This is a genomic window from Enterobacter quasihormaechei (assembly GCF_004331385.1).
GTDB lineage: Bacteria > Pseudomonadota > Gammaproteobacteria > Enterobacterales > Enterobacteriaceae > Enterobacter > Enterobacter quasihormaechei.
This window is the reverse complement of record NZ_SJON01000002.1, coordinates 291,601-310,384: the sequence shown is the minus strand read 5'-3', so window position 1 is coordinate 310,384 and position 18,784 is coordinate 291,601. Positions and strand designations below refer to the sequence as shown.

Annotated in this window: 24 protein-coding genes; 9 read left to right on the top strand and 15 right to left on the bottom strand. The window is 57.0% G+C overall.

The genetic code is table 11. The features are described from left to right. Positions 1-21: 21 nt before the first annotated feature. Positions 22-1,074 carry an A/G-specific adenine glycosylase gene (gene mutY, locus E0L16_RS04130; protein WP_131636377.1) on the bottom strand — a complete coding sequence of 351 codons (1,053 nt, stop codon included), beginning with the start codon at positions 1,072-1,074 and terminating at the stop codon, positions 22-24. Between the two features lie 144 nt (positions 1,075-1,218). Between mutY and trmB the strand changes: the two genes are divergently transcribed. The 3 genes from trmB to E0L16_RS04115 are packed head-to-tail and all read left to right on the top strand — an operon-like array spanning position 1,219 to position 3,038. Next, the gene (trmB, locus tag E0L16_RS04125) at positions 1,219-1,938 is read left to right on the top strand and encodes a tRNA (guanosine(46)-N7)-methyltransferase TrmB (protein WP_022649361.1); all 720 of its coding nucleotides are present in this window, start codon (positions 1,219-1,221) and stop codon (positions 1,936-1,938) included. Continuing rightward, the gene (locus tag E0L16_RS04120; protein WP_006178455.1) at positions 1,938-2,264 is read left to right on the top strand and encodes a YggL family protein; all 327 of its coding nucleotides are present in this window, start codon (positions 1,938-1,940) and stop codon (positions 2,262-2,264) included. Before trmB ends, E0L16_RS04120 begins: the two co-directional genes overlap by 1 nt. A 57-nt stretch (positions 2,265-2,321) precedes the next feature. Further along, positions 2,322-3,038 carry a YggN family protein gene (locus tag E0L16_RS04115; RefSeq protein WP_107533729.1) on the top strand — a complete coding sequence of 239 codons (717 nt, stop codon included), beginning with the start codon at positions 2,322-2,324 and terminating at the stop codon, positions 3,036-3,038. Between the two features lie 75 nt (positions 3,039-3,113). Here E0L16_RS04115 and E0L16_RS04110 read toward each other — a convergent pair whose 3' ends face one another. Genes E0L16_RS04110 through E0L16_RS04085 form a run of 6 tightly spaced genes read right to left on the bottom strand, consistent with a single transcriptional unit; the run spans position 3,114 to position 6,673 of the window. Further along, positions 3,114-3,365, bottom strand: coding sequence for an endonuclease domain-containing protein (locus E0L16_RS04110; RefSeq protein ID WP_131636455.1), 252 nt, complete (start codon positions 3,363-3,365; stop codon positions 3,114-3,116). Next, entirely contained in the window at positions 3,359-4,501 is a 1,143-nt protein-coding gene (gene hemW / locus E0L16_RS04105; protein ID WP_131636376.1) for a radical SAM family heme chaperone HemW, read from the bottom strand. The genes E0L16_RS04110 and hemW overlap by 7 nt, the downstream gene beginning before the upstream one ends. After that, on the bottom strand, positions 4,494-5,087 hold the full coding sequence (locus E0L16_RS04100; protein ID WP_015571839.1) for an XTP/dITP diphosphatase: 594 nt from the start codon (positions 5,085-5,087) through the stop codon (positions 4,494-4,496). Before E0L16_RS04100 ends, hemW begins: the two co-directional genes overlap by 8 nt. Positions 5,088-5,090: 3 nt before the next feature. Further along, positions 5,091-5,387, bottom strand: a complete 297-nt coding sequence (yggU, locus tag E0L16_RS04095) for a DUF167 family protein YggU (RefSeq protein ID WP_112791632.1) — start codon at positions 5,385-5,387, stop codon at positions 5,091-5,093. Then, on the bottom strand, positions 5,384-5,950 hold the full coding sequence (locus tag E0L16_RS04090; protein WP_063451231.1) for a YggT family protein: 567 nt from the start codon (positions 5,948-5,950) through the stop codon (positions 5,384-5,386). The genes yggU and E0L16_RS04090 overlap by 4 nt, the downstream gene beginning before the upstream one ends. A 21-nt stretch (positions 5,951-5,971) precedes the next feature. Then, positions 5,972-6,673, bottom strand: a complete 702-nt coding sequence (locus E0L16_RS04085) for a YggS family pyridoxal phosphate-dependent enzyme (RefSeq protein ID WP_063867830.1) — start codon at positions 6,671-6,673, stop codon at positions 5,972-5,974. A gap of 17 nt (positions 6,674-6,690) precedes the next feature. Between E0L16_RS04085 and E0L16_RS04080 the strand changes: the two genes are divergently transcribed. Beyond that, positions 6,691-7,671 (top strand): type IV pilus twitching motility protein PilT, encoded by a 981-nt coding sequence (locus tag E0L16_RS04080; protein ID WP_131636375.1) that lies wholly within the window; start codon positions 6,691-6,693, stop codon positions 7,669-7,671. Positions 7,672-7,681: 10 nt separating this feature from the next. On the opposite strand, the gene ruvX is transcribed toward E0L16_RS04080, so the two are convergent. The 8 genes from ruvX to metK all read right to left on the bottom strand — a co-directional run bounded on the left by ruvX (position 7,682) and on the right by metK (position 14,800). Further along, entirely contained in the window at positions 7,682-8,098 is a 417-nt protein-coding gene (gene ruvX / locus E0L16_RS04075; RefSeq protein WP_006811925.1) for a Holliday junction resolvase RuvX, read from the bottom strand. Then, the gene (locus tag E0L16_RS04070) at positions 8,098-8,658 is read right to left on the bottom strand and encodes a YqgE/AlgH family protein (protein ID WP_022649353.1); all 561 of its coding nucleotides are present in this window, start codon (positions 8,656-8,658) and stop codon (positions 8,098-8,100) included. Before E0L16_RS04070 ends, ruvX begins: the two co-directional genes overlap by 1 nt. A 74-nt stretch (positions 8,659-8,732) precedes the next feature. Continuing rightward, positions 8,733-9,680 carry a glutathione synthase gene (gene gshB / locus E0L16_RS04065; protein WP_063451234.1) on the bottom strand — a complete coding sequence of 316 codons (948 nt, stop codon included), beginning with the start codon at positions 9,678-9,680 and terminating at the stop codon, positions 8,733-8,735. A gap of 19 nt (positions 9,681-9,699) precedes the next feature. Continuing rightward, on the bottom strand, positions 9,700-10,431 hold the full coding sequence (gene rsmE, locus E0L16_RS04060) for a 16S rRNA (uracil(1498)-N(3))-methyltransferase (RefSeq protein WP_131636374.1): 732 nt from the start codon (positions 10,429-10,431) through the stop codon (positions 9,700-9,702). Positions 10,432-10,482: 51 nt separating this feature from the next. Continuing rightward, positions 10,483-11,190, bottom strand: a complete 708-nt coding sequence (endA, locus tag E0L16_RS04055; RefSeq protein WP_063867834.1) for a deoxyribonuclease I — start codon at positions 11,188-11,190, stop codon at positions 10,483-10,485. A gap of 94 nt (positions 11,191-11,284) precedes the next feature. Next, positions 11,285-11,782, bottom strand: coding sequence for a SprT family zinc-dependent metalloprotease (locus E0L16_RS04050; RefSeq protein WP_063867837.1), 498 nt, complete (start codon positions 11,780-11,782; stop codon positions 11,285-11,287). A gap of 58 nt (positions 11,783-11,840) precedes the next feature. After that, a complete protein-coding gene (galP, locus tag E0L16_RS04045) occupies positions 11,841-13,238 on the bottom strand; it encodes a galactose/proton symporter (protein WP_063867839.1) in 1,398 nt (465 codons plus the stop codon). A 407-nt stretch (positions 13,239-13,645) separates the two neighbouring features. Then, entirely contained in the window at positions 13,646-14,800 is a 1,155-nt protein-coding gene (metK, locus tag E0L16_RS04040) for a methionine adenosyltransferase (RefSeq protein WP_003860037.1), read from the bottom strand. Positions 14,801-14,938: 138 nt separating this feature from the next. On the opposite strand from metK, the gene E0L16_RS04035 reads away from it, so the two are divergent. The 5 genes from E0L16_RS04035 to speB all read left to right on the top strand — a co-directional run bounded on the left by E0L16_RS04035 (position 14,939) and on the right by speB (position 18,784). Further along, the gene (locus E0L16_RS04035) at positions 14,939-15,109 is read left to right on the top strand and encodes a hypothetical protein (protein ID WP_165498394.1); all 171 of its coding nucleotides are present in this window, start codon (positions 14,939-14,941) and stop codon (positions 15,107-15,109) included. Positions 15,110-15,225: 116 nt separating this feature from the next. Then, positions 15,226-15,366, top strand: coding sequence for a hypothetical protein (locus E0L16_RS22310; protein WP_418757657.1), 141 nt, complete (start codon positions 15,226-15,228; stop codon positions 15,364-15,366). 94 nt (positions 15,367-15,460) lie between these two features. After that, complete coding sequence (gene yqgB, locus E0L16_RS04030) at positions 15,461-15,592, top strand: acid stress response protein YqgB (protein WP_129741668.1); 132 nt, start codon at positions 15,461-15,463, stop codon at positions 15,590-15,592. 8 nt (positions 15,593-15,600) lie between these two features. Next, positions 15,601-17,577 (top strand): biosynthetic arginine decarboxylase, encoded by a 1,977-nt coding sequence (gene speA / locus E0L16_RS04025; RefSeq protein WP_022649348.1) that lies wholly within the window; start codon positions 15,601-15,603, stop codon positions 17,575-17,577. Positions 17,578-17,863: 286 nt separating this feature from the next. After that, positions 17,864-18,784 carry an agmatinase gene (speB, locus tag E0L16_RS04020; RefSeq protein ID WP_017382921.1) on the top strand — a complete coding sequence of 307 codons (921 nt, stop codon included), beginning with the start codon at positions 17,864-17,866 and terminating at the stop codon, positions 18,782-18,784.

The following is an 18,784-nucleotide window of genomic DNA, read 5'->3' as shown; positions in this document are numbered from 1 at the left end:
TTCCTCTTTGTGTTGTCGATGCTAAACCATTGCACCGACACGTAATTGCTGTAACAGGCGCTCCACGGGAGCCGCCAGCCCGACTGATGGCGGTTGCGCTAAGTTATACCAGAGAGCGGTGCCTTCATCCATGCAGGAGGTGAACGAGGACACGGGAAGCCACATAGGCACAATATCCAGATGGAAATGGCTGAAGGTATGGCGGAACGCGTTCAGCTGCGTCAGGGTATCTGCCGCAATGCCGCGCTGTTCAAGCCATTCCCGAAGCGAGGCTTCATCTTCAAACTGTGGGAAGCAGTATAGACCACCCCACAGGCCGCTCGGCGGGCGCTGGGCGAGGAAGACGTCGTCGCCGTGCTGCATCAGCAGCATATAGCCGGTGCGCTCCGGCAGCGTCTGTTTGGGTTTCTTACCCGGATACTGCGCCCATGACTGGTTGGCATACGCCACGCAGAGGTTGTTCACCGGGCAGAGTTCGCACTTCGGTTTTGAGCGCGTGCAGACCATCGCGCCGAGATCCATCATCGCCTGGTTAAAACGCTCTACGCCTTTCGCCGGAGTGACCGCTTCAGCGATCTCCCACAGGCGTTTTTCAACGTCTTTCTTACCCGGCCAGCCGTCAACGGCGTAGCAGCGTGCGAGCACGCGCTTCACGTTGCCGTCGAGGATCGGGAAATGCTTGCCTAATGAAAGGGAGAGGATCGCGCCTGCGGTAGAACGTCCGACGCCGGGTAAATCCGCCACCTCGTCGAAGGTTTCCGGGAATTTACCGTTGTGGCGCGTGGCGACCTGCTGCGCGGCCTTGTGCAGGTTGCGCGCGCGGGCGTAATAGCCCAGCCCGGTCCACAGGTGCAGCACTTCGTCCAGCGGCGCGTTTGCCAGGTCGGTGACCGTCCGGAAACGCGCCATAAAACGCTCGAAGTAAGGGATCACCGTGGCGACCTGCGTTTGTTGCAACATCACCTCGGAGAGCCATACTTTGTAGGGCGTTTTTTCAATTTGCCAGGGCAGGGTTTTACGCCCGTATTTGTCGTACCAGTCCAGCACCTGGGCTGAAAATTGAGAGGCTTGCATGGTCATCGATTCGCATAATCAGGGACGCAGATTGCAGCACAGCGTCAATCTGCTGTAAACCGGATCTTTCCCATGCTTGCATAGAAGCCTTAACTTTGGATAATGCCCGTTTCCCGAACACTCTCACAAGCAGACAACTCTTTTATGAAAAACGACGTCATTTCACCGGAATTTGATGAAAACGGTCGCCCGCTGCGCCGTATTCGCAGCTTTGTCCGCCGTCAGGGCCGCCTGACAAAAGGGCAGCAACACGCGCTGGACAACTACTGGCCGGTGATGGGCGTTGAGTTCAGCGAGCAGCCGCTCGACTTTACCGAGCTGTTTGGCCGCGACGCGCCCGTCACGCTGGAGATCGGGTTTGGTATGGGCACCTCGCTGGTCACAATGGCGAAAGCGCGCCCGGAGCAGAACTTCCTCGGCATTGAAGTACACTCGCCGGGCGTCGGCGCGTGCCTGGCAACGGCCCACGAAGAGGGCGTTGAGAACCTGCGCGTGATGTGTCACGACGCGGTGGAAGTGCTGCACAAAATGATTCCTGACAATTCTTTGAACATGGTTCAGCTCTTTTTCCCTGACCCATGGCATAAAGCGCGTCATAATAAACGCCGTATCGTTCAGGCACCGTTTGCCGAGCTGGTGAAAAGTAAGCTCAAGCTGGGCGGCGTTTTCCACATGGCGACCGACTGGGAACCTTATGCGGAACACATGCTGGAAGTGATGTCGTCGCTGGACGGGTATAAAAACCAGTCCGAGAGCAACGACTACGTACCGCGTCCGGATTCACGTCCGGTGACAAAATTTGAACAGCGTGGCCATCGTCTTGGTCACGGCGTATGGGACTTAATGTTCGAGAGGGTGAAATAATGGCAAAGAATCGTAGCCGTCGTCTGCGTAAAAAGATGCACATCGAAGAATTCCAGGAAGTGGGCTTCTCCGTTGCCTGGCGTTTCCCGGAAGGCACCAGCGTTGAGCAGATCGATCAGGACGTTGATGCGTTCATCAACGAGGTCATCGAGCCAAACAAGCTGGCCTTCGACGGTAGCGGCTATCTGGCGTGGGAAGGTCTGATCTGCACCCAGGAAGTGGGTAAATGCACCGAAGAACACCAGGCGCTGGTACGCAAATGGCTTGAAGACCACAAGATGGAAGATGTCCGCGTGAGCGAACTTTTCGACGTTTGGTGGGACTAATAAAGCAGGTACGGGGCCAGCATTAGCTGGCCCATTTTGTCTTAGGGAGTGTTAAAGATGCGCAAAACGTTGCTGGCTGTTGCTTTACTGGCAATCGGATCCACCGCCCATGCGGAATATAAATGTAGCGTCACCCCGCGCGATGACGTGGTGTTGAGTCCGCAAACCGTGCAGGTTAAGGGCGAGAATGGCAATCTGGTGATTACGCCGGATGGCAACGTGACCTTTAACGGTAAACCGCAAAACCTGACGGCCGCCCAGCGCGAGCAGGCGATGGACTACCAGGCCGAGCTGCGCACCGCGCTGCCGTGGATCAACAACGGCGCGCTGACCCGCGTTGAAAAGAGCCGCGTGGCGCTGGATAAAATCATCACTAAAGAGGTGGGGGAGAGCAGCAATATGCGTACCCGCCTGACCAAGCTGGATAAACAGCTGAAAGAGCAGATGAACCGTATTATCGAGACGCGCTCTGATGGCCTGACGTTCCACTATAAGGCGATCGATCAGGTGCGTGCCGACGGTCAGCAGCTGGTGAACCAGGCGATGGGCGGCATTCTCCAGGACAGCATTAACGAGATGGGCGCCCAGGCTGTGCTGAAGGGCGGCGGTAATCCGTTGCAGGGCGTTCTGGGTAGCCTGGGCGGACTGCAAACCTCGATTCAGAACGAGTGGAAGAATCAGGAAGCTGATTTCCAGCAGTTCGGCAAAGACGTGTGTAAGCGCGTGGTGTCGCTGGAAGATAGCCGGAAAGCGCTGGTGGGGACGTTGAAGTAACGCCTCTGCGCGCAGGGCCCCTCACCCTAACCCTCTCCCCAAAGGGGCGAGGGAATGATTTGCACCCTCTCCCTTTCAGGGCGAGGGCAGGGGTGAGGGTTGCAGCATTTGCAGCGTTCCAAGGATCCTCTCTAACACCGCCTCTTCGTTATTCCAGAGTTCATTATTCCAGAACCGAATGACGTGCCAGCCCTTTTGGTTTAACCACAACGTCCGTTGGCGATCGTATTCCTGATTTTCATCATGCTGTCCGCCGTCCAGCTCAACCGCCAGCCTTTCCCTCAGCCGGCAGAACGGGATGCAAAATCCTGAATCAGCCTTCAGGATCCTTCAGCGAGGAACAGCTCAAGAAGGGAGTTTAAGAACAGCTTACCGTGCTCGGTGATCTGCCAGTAATCATCACATTCCGTCAGATACCCCTGCGCCAGCGCCTCGTCAATCTGCGGGCGAATCGCTAATTCCGGTAACCCGGTATAACGCGAAAACTCGGTGCGCGGCGCGGCTTCCAGCAGACGGAAGCGGTTCATAAAGAACTCAAACGGCTTGTCCGCCGCCTCGACGTCGTGCTGACGCTCCAGGTAGCGGCCTTCCATAAATCCGCGCGGATGACGCGTTTTGGCGGTACGCAGAATGCGACCGTCCGGGAAGGTCACTTTGCCGTGGGCGCCGCAGCCAATCCCCAGATAATCACCAAAACGCCAGTAGTTCAGGTTGTGCTGACACTGATAGCCCGGCTTCGCATACGCCGAGGTTTCATATTGCTGATACCCTGCCGCGGTTAACAGCCTGTGACCCTGCTCGAAGATATCCCACAGCGCGTCGTCGTCCGGCAGCACCGGAGGGCGGGAGCCAAACAGCGTGTTCGGCTCAATGGTGAGCTGATACCACGACAGATGCGGCGGGTTCAGTTCAATCGCCTGACGCAAATCGTCCAGCGCCTCTTCCAGCGACTGGTCCGGCAGGCCGTGCATCAAATCGAGATTAAAACTGCGCAGCCCAAGCCCCGTTGCCAGGTTCGCCGCACGCTTTGCCTCTTCCGGGCCGTGAATGCGCCCCAGACGCTTCAGCTTCGGCTCGCTAAAGCTCTGCACCCCGATGGAGATACGGTTCACGCCCGCGCGCTGATACTCGACAAAACGGTCGGCCTCAACGGTGCCGGGGTTGGCTTCCATCGTAATTTCAGCATCCGCTGCCAGGTTCAGGCGCGCACGCACGCCGTCCAGCAGCGTCTGCATCGCCGGGCCTGAGAGCAGGCTCGGCGTACCGCCACCAATGAAAATGGTCTTTACCTCACGTCCCTGCGCGTACGGTACATCGGCATCCAGATCGGCCAGCAGATGCGCGACGTAATCATCGTGCGGCACTTCGCCCTTCAGCGCGTGCGAGTTGAAATCACAGTACGGGCATTTCTGCACACACCAAGGGATATGAATATAAAGACTCAGAGGCGGCAAATTAGCCATTACGTAACGCTTCCAGTAACAGTTTCAGCGCGCGACCACGGTGGGAGATCGCGCTTTTTTCTTCGCGGGTCAGTTCCGCAGCGGTTTTGCCCTCGGTCGGGACAAAGAAAATCGGGTCATAGCCAAAGCCGCCGTTGCCCGCCGCTTCACGGGTAATCACGCCCGGCCAGCTGCCGTGACAGACGATCGGCGTTGGGTCTTCCGCATGACGCATGTAGACCAGCACGCAGTGGAACTGCGCGGTACGCTGTTCGTCGGGAACGTCCTTCAGGGCCACGAGCAGCTTTTCCAGATTCTGCTGGTCGGTGGCGTCCACCCCGGAATAGCGGGCGGAGTAAATCCCCGGCGCACCGCCGAGAAAATCTACGGCCAGACCGGAGTCATCGGCAATCGCGGGCAGCCCCGTGATCTGCGCGGCGTGGCGCGCTTTCAGAATGGCGTTTTCGATAAACGTCAGGCCCGTCTCTTCGGCGGAATCCACGCCCAGCTCGGTCTGAGCCACCACGTCCAGCCCAAAATCATTTAATAGCGAGGCCAGCTCGCGCACTTTACCTGCGTTACCGGTGGCGAGAACAACTTTCTGCATGGTTTAGTCCTGTTCTGTCAGAGCCGCGACTTCCGTCGGGAGAGATTGCGGATTAAGGATTTTTACCTGTTTATGGCGGCCAAGTTCACCTTTCTCAATGATGACCTGGCTTTTAGCGACGCGAAACTGTTTAGCCAGGTATTTGGTCAGATGCGCATTCGCCTGGCCGTCAACCGGCGGGGCGGTGATGGCGACTTTTAACTCGTCGCCATGCAGCCCAACAATGCTGTCGCGGCTGGCTTTCGGCTGAATGTACAGCCGTAAAACCAGCCCGTCGGCGCAGGGGCTAACTGCACTCATAACGCCATCCACAGCCCCGGCAGCAGCATATTGCCCGTCGCCTGCAACAGTTCCGCGATACCCATATTCAGCACGTACAGCAGCAGAACGAGGAGCATCGGGGAGAAGTCGATCCCGCCCATGGCAGGCAGCAGGCTACGAATCGGACGCAGCAGCGGTTCCGTCAGCTGAATCAACGCGTATTCCACCGGGCTACGGCCCCGGCTTACCCAGCTCATGATCGCCATCACCAGCAGGACCCAGAAGATCAGCAGGCCGACGGTTTTCACGAGGATCAGAACGGCTGAAATCCAGATAATCGGCTGGAAAGTAATGACCATAAACAGCACGATCGCTTTGATAACGCTCAGAATAAACGCCATCAGCAGGGATGAACTGTCTATCGGCCCCATTGCCGGAATGATGCGGCGAAGCGGCCCCACAACGGGCTGCGTGATTTTCACGATAAATTGTGAGAATGGATTGTAAAAATCACAACGGGCCCACTGCATCCAGACGCGCAGCAGCAGCGCCATCGTATACAGTTCAATGACCGTTGAGAGCAGGAAAGTCAACGTCTTCATGGCGTTCCTCAGTTTTCCTTATTATTGGGTGTAATCGCGCGCACCGAAAATAGCCGTGCCGATGCGCACCATGGTGCTGCCTGCCGCGATGGCGGCTTCCATATCGTCCGACATGCCCAGAGAAAGCGTGTCTACCGTGTCATAGCGCGCTTTAAGCGCCTCAAATGCTACAGCCATTTGCTGTGCCACGGCAAACTGCCTTTCATAACTTGACTCTGGCGCCGGAATTGCCATCAGCCCGCGCAGGGTTAAGCGCGGCAGCGCCGCCACCTCAGCCGCCAGCGCATCCAGCTCGCTCAGCGTAATGCCGGACTTGCTGTTTTCATCACTGATGTTGATTTGAATCAGCACGTTAAGCGCTGGCATCTCTGCCGGGCGCTGGTCGCTCAGACGGGTGGCGATGCGCAGACGATCGATGGTGTGGCACCAGTCGAAGTGCTCTGCTACCAGTCGGCTTTTGTTCGACTGTAGCGGGCCGATAAAGTGCCATTGCAGGTCCGTATTGCCCTGTTCCCGGAAAGCGCGAATCTTATCCACCCCTTCCTGCACATAGTTTTCGCCGAAGGCGCGATGGCCGGCGGCAATCGCTTCTGCGATGGCGCTCGCAGGCTTGGTTTTGCTGACTGCAAGCAACGTAATTTCTTCTGAAGCACGGCCGCAACGCGTTGCAGCGGCTGAGATTTTGTCCCGGACCTGTGCCAGGTTATGCGCAATGTCGTTCATTTTCCGAGGAGTAGTCTATGGATGTGGAAGAAATTGTGGCCCTTAGTGTAAAGCATAACGTCTCCGATCTACACCTGTGCAGTGATTCGCCACCGCGCTGGCGCAGGTTAGGCCGGCTTGAACCGGCGCCGTTTCCGCCCCCGGATGTGGAGGGATTAATAAAAGCGTGGCTCAACGACGAACAGCAGGGCGCATGGTGGGCAAACGGGCAGGTGGATTTTGCCGTTACCCTCGCAGGCGGTCAGCGGCTGCGCGGCAGTGCGTTTAAGCATATGCACGGCGCTTCGATCGCGCTGCGGCTGTTGCCGATGACGTGCCCGCAGCTCTCTGCGTTGGGCGTGCCGCGAGCGATCCCGGCGCTGTTGACCCATGACAATGGCCTGATTCTGGTCACCGGCGCCACCGGCAGCGGAAAATCGACCACCCTGGCCGCGATGGTCGATTTCCTCAATCACCAGACGGACGGGCATATTCTGACCCTGGAAGATCCGGTGGAGTTTATGTACCAGAGCGAACGTTGCCTGATCCAGCAGCGCGAGATAGGCCAGCACAGCCCGTCCTTTGCCGAGGCCCTGCGCAGCGCCCTGCGTGAAGATCCGGATGTAATTCTGCTTGGTGAGCTGCGCGACAGCGAGACGATACGCCTGGCACTGACGGCGGCTGAGACCGGCCATCTGGTTTTAGCCACGCTGCACACGCGCGGGGCGGCGCAGGCCATTGAGCGCCTGGTCGATACCTTCCCGGCGCAGGAAAAAGATCCGGTGCGCAATCAGCTGGCGGGAAGCCTGCGCGCGGTGCTGGCGCAGAAGCTGCGTCAGGATCTCCAGGGCGGGCGCGTGGCGCTGTACGAATTACTGGTGAACACGTCTGCGGCGGCGAACCTGATCCGCGAAGGCAAAACCTGGCAACTTCCGGGCATTATCCAAACGGGGCAGCAGGCGGGGATGCAGAACTTTGAGCAGAGTCTGGCAGAGCGGCGGGCGCAGGGGCGGCTGTAGGCCCCGGCGCTCAGTAACCTTGTTCGAAATAGCTTTCGAGGATAATGACGGCAGAAGCAGAATCCACGCTGCCTTTGTTCAGCGCCCGGAAGCCGCCGTGCTCGAACAGGCCAGCGCGCGCTTCAACGGTGCTCAGACGTTCATCGTGCAGCTTAACGGAGACGCCAAAGCGGCCATGGATTTTGTTCGCGAACTTGCGCGCGCGGGCGGTAAGCGGTTGCTCGGTGCCGTCCATGTTCAGCGGCAGGCCGACAATCACGTCGTCCGGCTGCCACTCCTTGAGCAGGCGCTCAATAAGGTTCCAGTCCGGCGTGCCGTCGTTAGCTTTCAGCGCCGTGAGGGGGCGGGCGGTGCCGGTGATCCGTTGACCCACGGCGACGCCGATGCTTTTGGTGCCGAAGTCGAAGGCGAGAAGGGTGCCGCTCATTACGCGTGCCCCGCAACGCCAGGCATGGTGAGAATATCAATGCCAATCAGCTTCGCCGCGTCGCGCCAGCGATCGGCAATAGGGGTTTTAAACAGGATATTCATATCCGCAGGGGCTGTGAGCCAGGCGTTGTCCAGAATTTCTTGTTCCAGCTGCCCTTTTTCCCAGGAGGCGTAGCCGAGCGCAACCAGCACTTCAGAAGGCTGATTTGCCGTGCCCAGCGTTTCGAGCACGTCGCGCGACGTCGTGACGACGGTGTTATCGGAGATACGAATACTGGACGAGAAAACCGGCGGGGTATGCAGGATAAAGCCACGATCTTCTGCAAGCGGGCCGCCCAGCATCACCGGTTTATCGAGACGGATCTCCGGCAGTCGCGCTTCAGCGGGGATTTTCAGCTTGTCCAGAATCCCTTCAACCTGAAGGTTTTCCAGCGGCTTGTTGATGATAATCCCCATCGCGCCGTCTTCGTTGTATTCACAAATGTACACCACGGCGCGGCGGAAAATCGGATCCTGGAGAGCAGGCATGGCAATAAGAAAGTGATGCTGTAAATTCATTGTCAGAGGTACTGTTTCCTGGTTTAAAAAGCGACAGCGCCCAGTATGGGGATAAACACAGGCGCTGTCACAGGTTATTTCTGTAAACGTTTTTCGATAGCGTCCATCAGCATTCCGGTGATCGAGATCGGGAATTCCGCCTCAATTTCACGAATGCAGGTCGGGCTGGTGACGTTCACTTCGGTCAGGCGATCGCCGATGATATCGAGGCCGACGAAGATCAGACCTTTAGCTTTCAGCGTAGGACCGACGCGGCGGGCAATTTCCCAGTCGCTTTCGCTTAACGGACGCGGTTCGCCACGGCCGCCGGCCGCCAGGTTGCCACGGGTTTCGCCACCCTGCGGGATGCGCGCCAGGCAGTAAGGCACCGGCTCGCCGTCTACGACCAGCACGCGCTTGTCGCCGTCTTTGATGGCAGGCAGATAGTTCTGCGCCATGCAGTAGCGGGTTCCCAGCTCGGTCAGCGTTTCGGCAATCACGCCAATGTTCGGGTCGCCGTCCTTCACGCGGAAGATCGACGCGCCGCCCATGCCGTCCAGCGGCTTCATGATGATGTCGCCGTGCTTCTGCCAGAATGCTTTCAGCTGCGTTTTGCTGCGGGTGACCAGCGTTTCCGGCGTCAGGTCAGAGAACCAGGCGGTGTAAAGCTTCTCGTTGCAGTCGCGCAGGCTCTGCGGCTTGTTGACGATCAGCGTTCCTTTCTCTTCGGCACGCTCAAGGATATAGGTGGAGTAAATGTATTCGGTGTCGAACGGCGGATCTTTACGCATCAGGATGACGTTGAGGTCGGCCAGGGCAATATCCTGCTCGGTGCCAAATTCGTACCATTTGTCGTAGTTCTGCTCGACGTTAACGATGCGGGTGCGTGCGCGGGCTTCACCGTTGATCAGGTAAAGATCGTTCATCTCCATGTAGTGGAGTTCATAGCCGCGACGCTGCGCTTCCAGCAGCATAGCAAAGCTGGAATCTTTCTTGATGTTAATGTTTGCGATGGGGTCCATCACGATGCCGAGCTTAATCATCTTCTTCTCCGTTAATGGGTCAACCCAGATCGCCAAACCGTACCTGTAGCGCGGTAATGGCTGTGAGTGCCGTTGTCTCAGTGCGCAGAACGCGAGGTCCCAACAGAATATCAGTAAACTGGTAACGCGCCGTCATGGCGATTTCGTCAGCCGACAGGCCGCCTTCCGGGCCAATCAGCAGGCGTACGCGCTCAACGGGCAGCGGCAGCGTATTGATGCTGGCGCTGGCGCGCGGATGAAGATTAAGCTTAAGCCCACTTTCCTCTTCTGCACACCAGTCCTCCAGATCCATCGCCGGGCGGATCTCCGGAATACGGTTACGGCCACTCTGTTCGCAGGCAGCAATGGCAATTTTCTGCCATTGCTGGATCTTTTTGTTCAGACGTTCCGCATCCAGTTTAACGCCGCAGCGCTCAGAAAAAAGTGGCGTAATGAGGCTTACACCCAGTTCAATGGATTTCTGAATGGTGAACTCCATCTTTTCCCCGCGCGACATCACCTGGCCGAGGTGAATGTGCAGCGGGGATTCCCGGTCGTCCACTTCGCCACGGAGCACCTTTACGTGCACGCTTTTTTTGTCGGCGCGCGTAATTTCAGCGTCGAAAACCTGATTCGAGCCGTCGAAGAGCTGAATGGCCTGGCCTGCACCCATGCGCAGCACGCGGCCTACGTGGTTTGCAGCATCATCAGACAGGGCGATTTCGCCGCCAGCGGTAATCAGTTCAGGGTGATAGATGCGAGGGATGCGCATAGTCAGAAATTCCATATGTCATGCGATATAAGCGAATGGCCGTAGTGTAGGTTAGCTCTTTTGCGCCTGGCAAGCCCGCTGGACGTAAGGGTTGTGATTCCCCTGGACGTTGGCGATACGTTCGTCGCGCTGGCATTCCCAGTCCGTCACCGGATAGAGTTTGTCCCAGGCATTGAACAGCTGCGTCTGCTGGCGGGAAAGGTTGAGATGGTAGCGGTCGCGCATATAGAAGTACGTACGGGCGATGCTGCCGCGCGCGCGCGCAGGCGGTTCGGCTACTTTATCTTTGAAATCGACCTTCATCGCGCACTGACCGTACTGGCCTTCGCCACCGTTCCACTGGCTGTACATGAAGTTACCGCGATCGCCATTGACTTCACCCACGGCGGGTTGCAGGTTGTGCATATCGCTTTCCATCTGGCGATAGACCGGATCTTTTGCGCAATTCTTACGTCCGCCATCCTGCCAGCACTGGCGCTGGTGACCAAACTGCCAGGCCGGAACAACGTGTTCCCATTCGATTCGGCTGGCGCGGTTCTCGTTCTTGCGCACCTTATAGCCGCAGGACTCCAGGTCCACGATCCCTTTTTTACCCTGCCAGTGGATTTTACAGCCGCAGTAGAAATCACCCGGCACGTCGGCGTTAATCTTTACGCCTGCCGTTTTAGCCTGAGAAAAACTGTGAATACCGTCGGCCAGAGCATGGCCGGAAAGCGCCGTCGCCAGAAAAGCGACCGCGAGAGAAACATTACGGGACATCTTACACTCCGTGTCAAAACGAGCCCGCAACGTAACGAATGTTGTTCCTGTATGCAATCAGTCAGATCAGGAAAGTTCCTGATAGTTCAGTTGATTATTCCGCGACCAGCGGCTCGCCACACTTCACGCAGCGGTAGGTCGCCTCGCCCCGCACCACGCGGTTGTGGCGGCGGACGGTAAGCTGGTGCTGCTGGCACTGGCAGCGGTAGGGAAAGGTATTGCGGCGCACCGATTCCAGCTCGAACTGATGGGTTCGGCGTGCCGGAACGCCGAGCACCGCCTCCATCATCCACTTCCACTCTTTGCCGTGCGGCGCGACGCGGCCAAAGTGTTTCCACACCAGAAGATGGGCCAGCTCGTGCGGCACCACTTCTTCGATAAACGCCTGCTGATTTTCCATCATCAACACCGGGTTCAGGCGGATCTCGTAGGCTTCCAGCCAGGCGGTGCCTGCCGCGGTGCCGCGTTGCTGATAGACCAGCTTCGGTTCAGGATAACTGCGGCCGAGCTTCAGGTTGGCCTGGGCGAGTTTTTCCCGCAGGCTGCGCATAACGGCTTGCTGAATGGCGATGGGGAGACGGGGAGCTTTCATAGGGGCAGAGCATAAAGCGGGAAGCGGGGAGGCGCAAGAGGCGCCTCCCGCAAGAGGATCAGTCGTGTGCGCCGATTTCGCGCAGAGGACGACCTTTCATCAGGTTACGTTCAATGTGTTCCAGTGAAACGTGTTTGGTTTCAGGAACCAGCCAGATTGTGAGAACAATAAAGAACAGGTTCAGACCCGCGTAGACCCAGAAGGTATTGGCGTTACCCAGGGTGTTGAGCATGGTCAGGAACGTTGCGCCGACGATCATGTTGGCAATCCAGTTGGTTGCGGTAGAGCAGGTGATACCAAAATCACGCCCTTTCAGCGGCTGGATCTCAGAGCACAGTACCCAAATCAGCGGACCGGCACTCATCGCAAACCCAATGATAAACATCAGCAGCATCGCCACGGCGAAGTACTGTGCCGTTGGAGAGTGAATGCCCAGGTGCATCATGGTACCCAGCACGCCCATACCGACAGCCATCACCAGGAAGCCCAGCGTCAGGGTTGGCTTACGTCCCCAGCGGTCCACCAGACCGATGGCGATAAAGGTTGCCAGCACGTTGGTCAGGCCGACAATCACGGTGCCCCACATCTGCTCGGTGGTGTTGGTGTAACCCGCCAGTTCGAAGATTTTTGGCGCGTAATACATGATGACGTTCATCCCGGTGAACTGTTGCATAACCTGTAACAGCACGCCGAGGAACACCGCGCGGCGGAAGTTGCTGTTCTCTTTGAACAGCGCCCAGCCGGACTGTTTCACCTTCAGGCTTTCGCGGATCTCTTCCAGCTCGTTTTTCGCTTCGGCGCTGGTATCACGCAGGCGTAAGAGCACGCGTTCGGCATCGTGGAAGCGTCGTTTGGCGGCAAACCAGCGCGGGCTGTCCGGCAGGAAGAAGACGCCGATCAGCAGCAGGACGGCAGGGATGATGATCACACCCAGCATCCAGCGCCATGCGCCGCTGTAGCTGAACGCGGTATCGGAGAGATAAGCCCCGAGAATACCAATGGTGATCATCAGCTGATACATGGAAATCATGCTGCCGCGAATTTTTTCCGGCGCGATTTCAGACAGGTACAGCGGAGCAGTGTAAGACGCCACGCCCACTGCCAGACCCAGCAGCACGCGGGAGAGGATCAGCACTTCAACGTTAGGCGCAGCGGCAGAGAACAATGAGCCGGCAACGAACAGGATCGCGCCGATCATCAGGCTCTTTTTACGCCCGAGCTTAAAGGAGAGCCAGCCGCTGCCGACCGCGCCGACGGCGGCGCCGAACATCATGGAGCTAACCACCCATTCCTGAGTGTGTGCGCTAATCTGGAACTCATCGGCGATGAAAGGTAATGCACCGGCGATGACGCCAATATCTAGGCCAAAGAGTAATCCTGCCAGAGCGGCAAGGAAGCAGACGAAGAACGTCATTGCCTTATTGGACGTACGCCCCTGTTTATTATTGTCAGGCATTATGCCCTCCAGTTGGGTTATCAGTTTTATCGATATTAAGGGTAGGTGAGCGGCTCATAAAAATATGTGAGACAAATCACAATGGTGTAATCGGTTACACTAACCCGTAACCGTAAAAATAATTAAAGCTTTGAAAATATAGAGGTAAATTAATTGATATGCATCGCGTTTGCATGAATTTCAGACTTAACTGAAAGGGAATGTAACAGCAGAAGAATTACGATCATGCAAAGAGATTATTCTGAAAGCGGGGTATATCCGGCATAGTGTAAGCGGTTTCAAAGATTGCCGGGTGGCGGCTGCGCCTTACCCGGCCTACATAATCGTAGGTCGGGTAAGGCGCAGCCGCCACCCGACATAAAAAAAGCCAGCACAAAGGCTGGCTTGTTTAAACAGCGGTCAGTCGATTACTTCAGACCGGCAGCGTCACGCAGCAGGGCGGCTTTGTCGGTTTTTTCCCATGGGAAATGTTCGCGACCAAAGTGACCGTACGCGGCAGTTTCCTGGTAGATTGGGTGCAGCAGATCCAGCATCTGAATCAGGCCGTATGGGCGCAGGTCGAAGAACTCGCGCACCAGCAGGGTCAGCTGTTCTGAAGGCACTTTTTCAGTACCGAAGGTTTCCACCATGATGGAGGTTGGCTCAGCCACGCCGATAGCGTAGGAAACCTGAATCTCACAGCGGTCAGCCAGGCCGGCAGCAACGATGTTTTTCGCCACATAACGCGCAGCGTACGCGGCAGAACGGTCAACTTTAGACGGATCTTTACCGGAGAATGCACCGCCACCGTGACGCGCCATGCCGCCGTAGGTATCAACGATGATTTTACGACCGGTCAGACCGCAGTCACCCATAGGCCCGCCGATAACAAAGCGTCCGGTTGGGTTGATGAAGAATTTGGTCGCAGAGCTCAGCCACTCAGTCGGCAGAACCGGCTTGATGATCTCTTCCATCACCGCTTCTTGCAGCGATTTCTGATCAATCTCTTCAGCATGCTGCGTGGAGAGAACCACGGCATCGATACCGACGATTTTCCCGTCGTCGTACTGGAAGGTCACCTGGCTTTTCGCATCCGGACGCAGCCACGGCAGAGTGCCGTTTTTACGCACTTCAGCCTGACGCTGCACCAGACGGTGTGCGTAAGTCACAGGGGCCGGCATCAGCACGTCGGTTTCGTTGGTCGCATAGCCGAACATCAGGCCCTGGTCGCCCGCGCCCTGTTCCAGCGGATCGGCACGGTCAACGCCCTGGTTGATGTCCGGAGACTGTTTGCCAATCGCGCTCAGTACGGCGCAGGAGTTGGCATCAAAGCCCATATCAGAATGCACATAGCCGATCTCACGTACCGTGTTACGGGTGATCTCTTCGATATCAACCCATGCGCTGGTGGTGATCTCACCGCCAACCAGAACCATGCCGGTTTTGACATAGGTTTCACACGCTACGCGCGCCTTTGGATCCTGCGCGAGGATCGCATCCAGCACCGCATCGGAGATTTGGTCAGCAATTTTATCAGGATGTCCTTCTGATACGGACTCGGACGTAAACAGGTGTTTTGCCATGTTTTATTTCACCTAAGAGGAATTTGGTTAGCTCAAGCTGCTGTGTGGAATAGCCAAAGGAGATAATTCTACCAAGGCCTACAGGATTTTGACACTGGCAGTCTGAGTGTTAATCGGTATGGATGGATTAACATCTGGATGGCTATTTTAGGTCACTTCTTCGCCCGATTTCCAGTTTTTTTTGACTCACCTCTCACTGCGTTGAAAACATTGCTGGAAATTTTTCCTGACGGCGCTGGCAACCTGCACATTTTTATTTTGCTTTTTAGCTACCTTCTCGGTATAAAACGCGGCGCGCGGCTCATATAAAATCAGCGCTCGATGAACACATCGTGTCGCCACTTCCAGCCGGGTTAAGCAGTGAACTTTTAGCTTTGGCTTGTGGTCCGTTTCAGCAGAGGCGGCCGTGGAGGTGATACGAGATAATGAACCATCGTTTTCCGCTCATTCAGCGCAGCCGTTCTGGCGCGCATGTGATTCCCACCCGCACTTCTGGTTTAAACACCTGCCGATGTTATACCCATCTCGGTGCTTCTCAGGATTCCAGAGCCGGTCACGCTTTGTGAAAACTGAACAAGGGCGCTCTTGTTAATACAGGAGTTTTCTCGTGGTTTCGCCGAACCTTGTCATACAGAGTTCGGATACGTGTTTTACAATGATATGAATAAGAAACCGGTCGCACGGTCTGGATTTCAGCATACTCTGCTGGGAAATGGAGCCGTTAATGGGTTGTTATCGCCGTATAACGCTGCGATAGTAGTCAACTGTTTTACACTTACTACAAAGAGTTGAGGTTCGCTATGTCTGACGACATGTCTTCGCTTTCGCCTTCGTCAGCAGGCGAACAGGGTGTACTACGTTCTATGCAGGAGGTTGCGATGAGCTCCCAGGAAGCCAGCAAGATGCTGCGCACTTACAATATTGCCTGGTGGGGCAATAACTACTACGACGTTAACGAACTGGGCCACATCAGCGTCTGCCCGGATCCGGACGTCCCTGAAGCGCGCGTGGATCTCGCTAAGCTGGTGAAAGCCCGTGAAGCGCAGGGCCAGCGCTTGCCTGCACTGTTCTGCTTCCCGCAGATCCTGCAACATCGCCTGCGTTCTATTAACGCCGCCTTCAAACGCGCGCGCGAATCGTATGGTTATAACGGCGACTATTTCCTCGTCTACCCGATCAAGGTAAACCAGCACCGCCGCGTGATTGAGTCCCTGATCCACTCCGGCGAGCCGCTGGGCCTGGAAGCTGGTTCCAAAGCGGAGCTGATGGCCGTTCTGGCGCACGCGGGCATGACCCGGTCGGTGATCGTCTGTAACGGCTATAAGGACCGCGAATACATTCGTCTGGCGCTGATTGGCGAGAAGATGGGCCACAAGGTCTATCTGGTGATCGAGAAGATGACCGAAATCGCGATCGTGCTGGAAGAGGCCGAGCGTCTGAATGTGATCCCGCGCCTTGGCGTGCGTGCGCGACTGGCGTCGCAGGGTTCCGGTAAATGGCAGTCTTCCGGCGGTGAAAAATCCAAGTTCGGCCTCGCGGCGAACCAGGTGCTTCAGCTGGTGGAGATTCTGCGCGAGCGCGGTCGACTGGACAGCATTCAGCTGCTGCACTTCCATCTCGGCTCGCAGATGGCCAATATCCGCGACATCGCCACCGGCGTGCGTGAATCCGCGCGTTTTTACGTTGAGCTGCATAAGCTTGGCGTGAACATCCAGTGCTTTGACGTGGGCGGCGGCCTGGGCGTGGACTACGAAGGAACCCGCTCCCAGTCTGACTGCTCGGTCAACTACGGCCTGAACGAATACGCCAACAACATCATCTGGGCGATTGGCGATGCCTGCGAAGAGCACGGCCTGCCGCACCCGACGGTGATCACCGAATCTGGCCGCGCGGTTACCGCGCACCATACGGTGCTGGTGTCTAACATCATCGGCGTTGAGCGTAGCGAAATCACCGAAGCCACGCCTCCGGCTGACGATGCCCCACGTTCCCTGCAAAGCATGTGGGAAACCTGGCAGGAGATGCACGAGCCGGGCACGCGTCGCTCCCTGCGCGAATGGCTGCACGACAGCCAGATGGACCTGCACGATATTCACGTCGGCTACTCGTCAGGCACCTTTAGCCTGCAAGAGCGCGCGTGGGCCGAGCAGCTCTATCTGAACATGTGCCATGAAGTGCAGAAACAGCTCGACCCGAGCAACCGCGCGCATCGTCCAATTATCGACGAGTTGCAGGAGCGTATGGCGGACAAAATGTACGTCAACTTCTCCCTGTTCCAGTCGATGCCGGATGCCTGGGGTATCGACCAGCTGTTCCCGGTTCTGCCGCTGGAAGGGCTGAACCACGCCCCGGAACGTCGCGCGGTGCTGCTGGACATCACCTGTGACTCTGACGGCGCGATTGACCACTACGTTGACGGTGACGGTATCGCAACGACGATGCCAATGCCGGAGTACGATCCGGAGAACCCGCCAATGCTGGGCTTCTTTATGGTGGGTGCGTATCAGGAGATTCTCGGCAACATGCACAACCTGTTCGGCGATACCGAAGCGGTTGACGTGTTTGTCTTCCCTGACGGCAGCGTCGAGGTTGAGCTGTCCGACGAAGGGGATACCGTGGCGGATATGCTCGAATACGTGCAGCTGGATCCGAAAAAACTGCTCACCCAGTTCCGCGACCAGGTGAAAAACACCGGTCTGGACGATGCCTTGCAGCAGCAGTTCCTGGAAGAGTTTGAAGCGGGTCTGTACGGGTACACCTACCTGGAAGACGAGTAGGTAAAACGCCCTCTCCGTGTGGGAGAGGGGTGGGGTGAGGGCATCAGGCTGCTGTGCCGCCAATGCCCGGTGGCGCTGCGCTTACCGGGCCTGCGAATGTAGGCCGGATAAGGTGCAGCCGCCATCCGACAGAATGCTATACTCACTTGAACCCGTATGAATTAACGGCGATAATTCGCCCCAATATGCGATTTACGAATCAATCCCTTCCTCGTCGGGTTTAACGACGTGGAGGGGATTTTTTTTCATCTGTTTTTAATGTATCGACGTTTAAAGAGGTCTGGACATGAGCACTTTAGGTCATCAGTACGATAACTCTCTGGTATCTAACGCGTTTGGTTTTTTACGCCTTCCAATGAACTTCCAGCCGTACGACAGCGACGCTGACTGGGTGATCACCGGCGTACCGTTCGACATGGCAACCTCCGGTCGTGCGGGTGGACGTCACGGCCCGGCGGCAATCCGTCAGGTTTCCACCAACCTGGCCTGGGAGCACAACCGCTTCCCGTGGAACTTCGACATGCGCGAGCGCCTGAACGTGGTGGACTGCGGTGACCTGGTGTACGCCTTCGGCGACGCGCGCGAAATGAGCGAAAAATTGCAGGCGCACGCAGAGAAGCTGCTGGCGGCCGGTAAGCGCATGCTCTCCTTCGGCGGTGACCACTTCGTTACTCTGCCGCTGCTGCGCGCCCACGCGAAGCACTTCGGTAAAATGGCGCTGGTGCACTTCGATGCGCATACCGACACCTACGCGAACGGCTGCGAGTTCGACCACGGCACCATGTTCTACACCGCGCCGAAAGAAGGCCTGATCGATCCGAACCACTCCGTGCAGATCGGCATCCGTACCGAGTTCGACAAAGATAACGGCTTCACCGTGCTGGACGCCGGCCAGGTGAACGATCGCGGCGTGGACGATATTCTGGCTCAGGTTAAGCAGATCGTCGGTGATATGCCCGTGTATCTGACCTTTGACATCGACTGCCTGGATCCGGCGTTTGCACCGGGTACTGGTACGCCAGTGATTGGCGGCCTGACGTCAGACCGCGCCATCAAGCTGGTGCGTGGCCTGAAGGATCTGAACATCGTTGGGATGGACGTGGTGGAAGTGGCGCCAGCCTATGACCAGTCCGAGATCACCGCGCTTGCCGCGGCGACCCTGGCGCTGGAAATGCTCTACATCCAGGCGGCGAAAAAAGGCGAATAA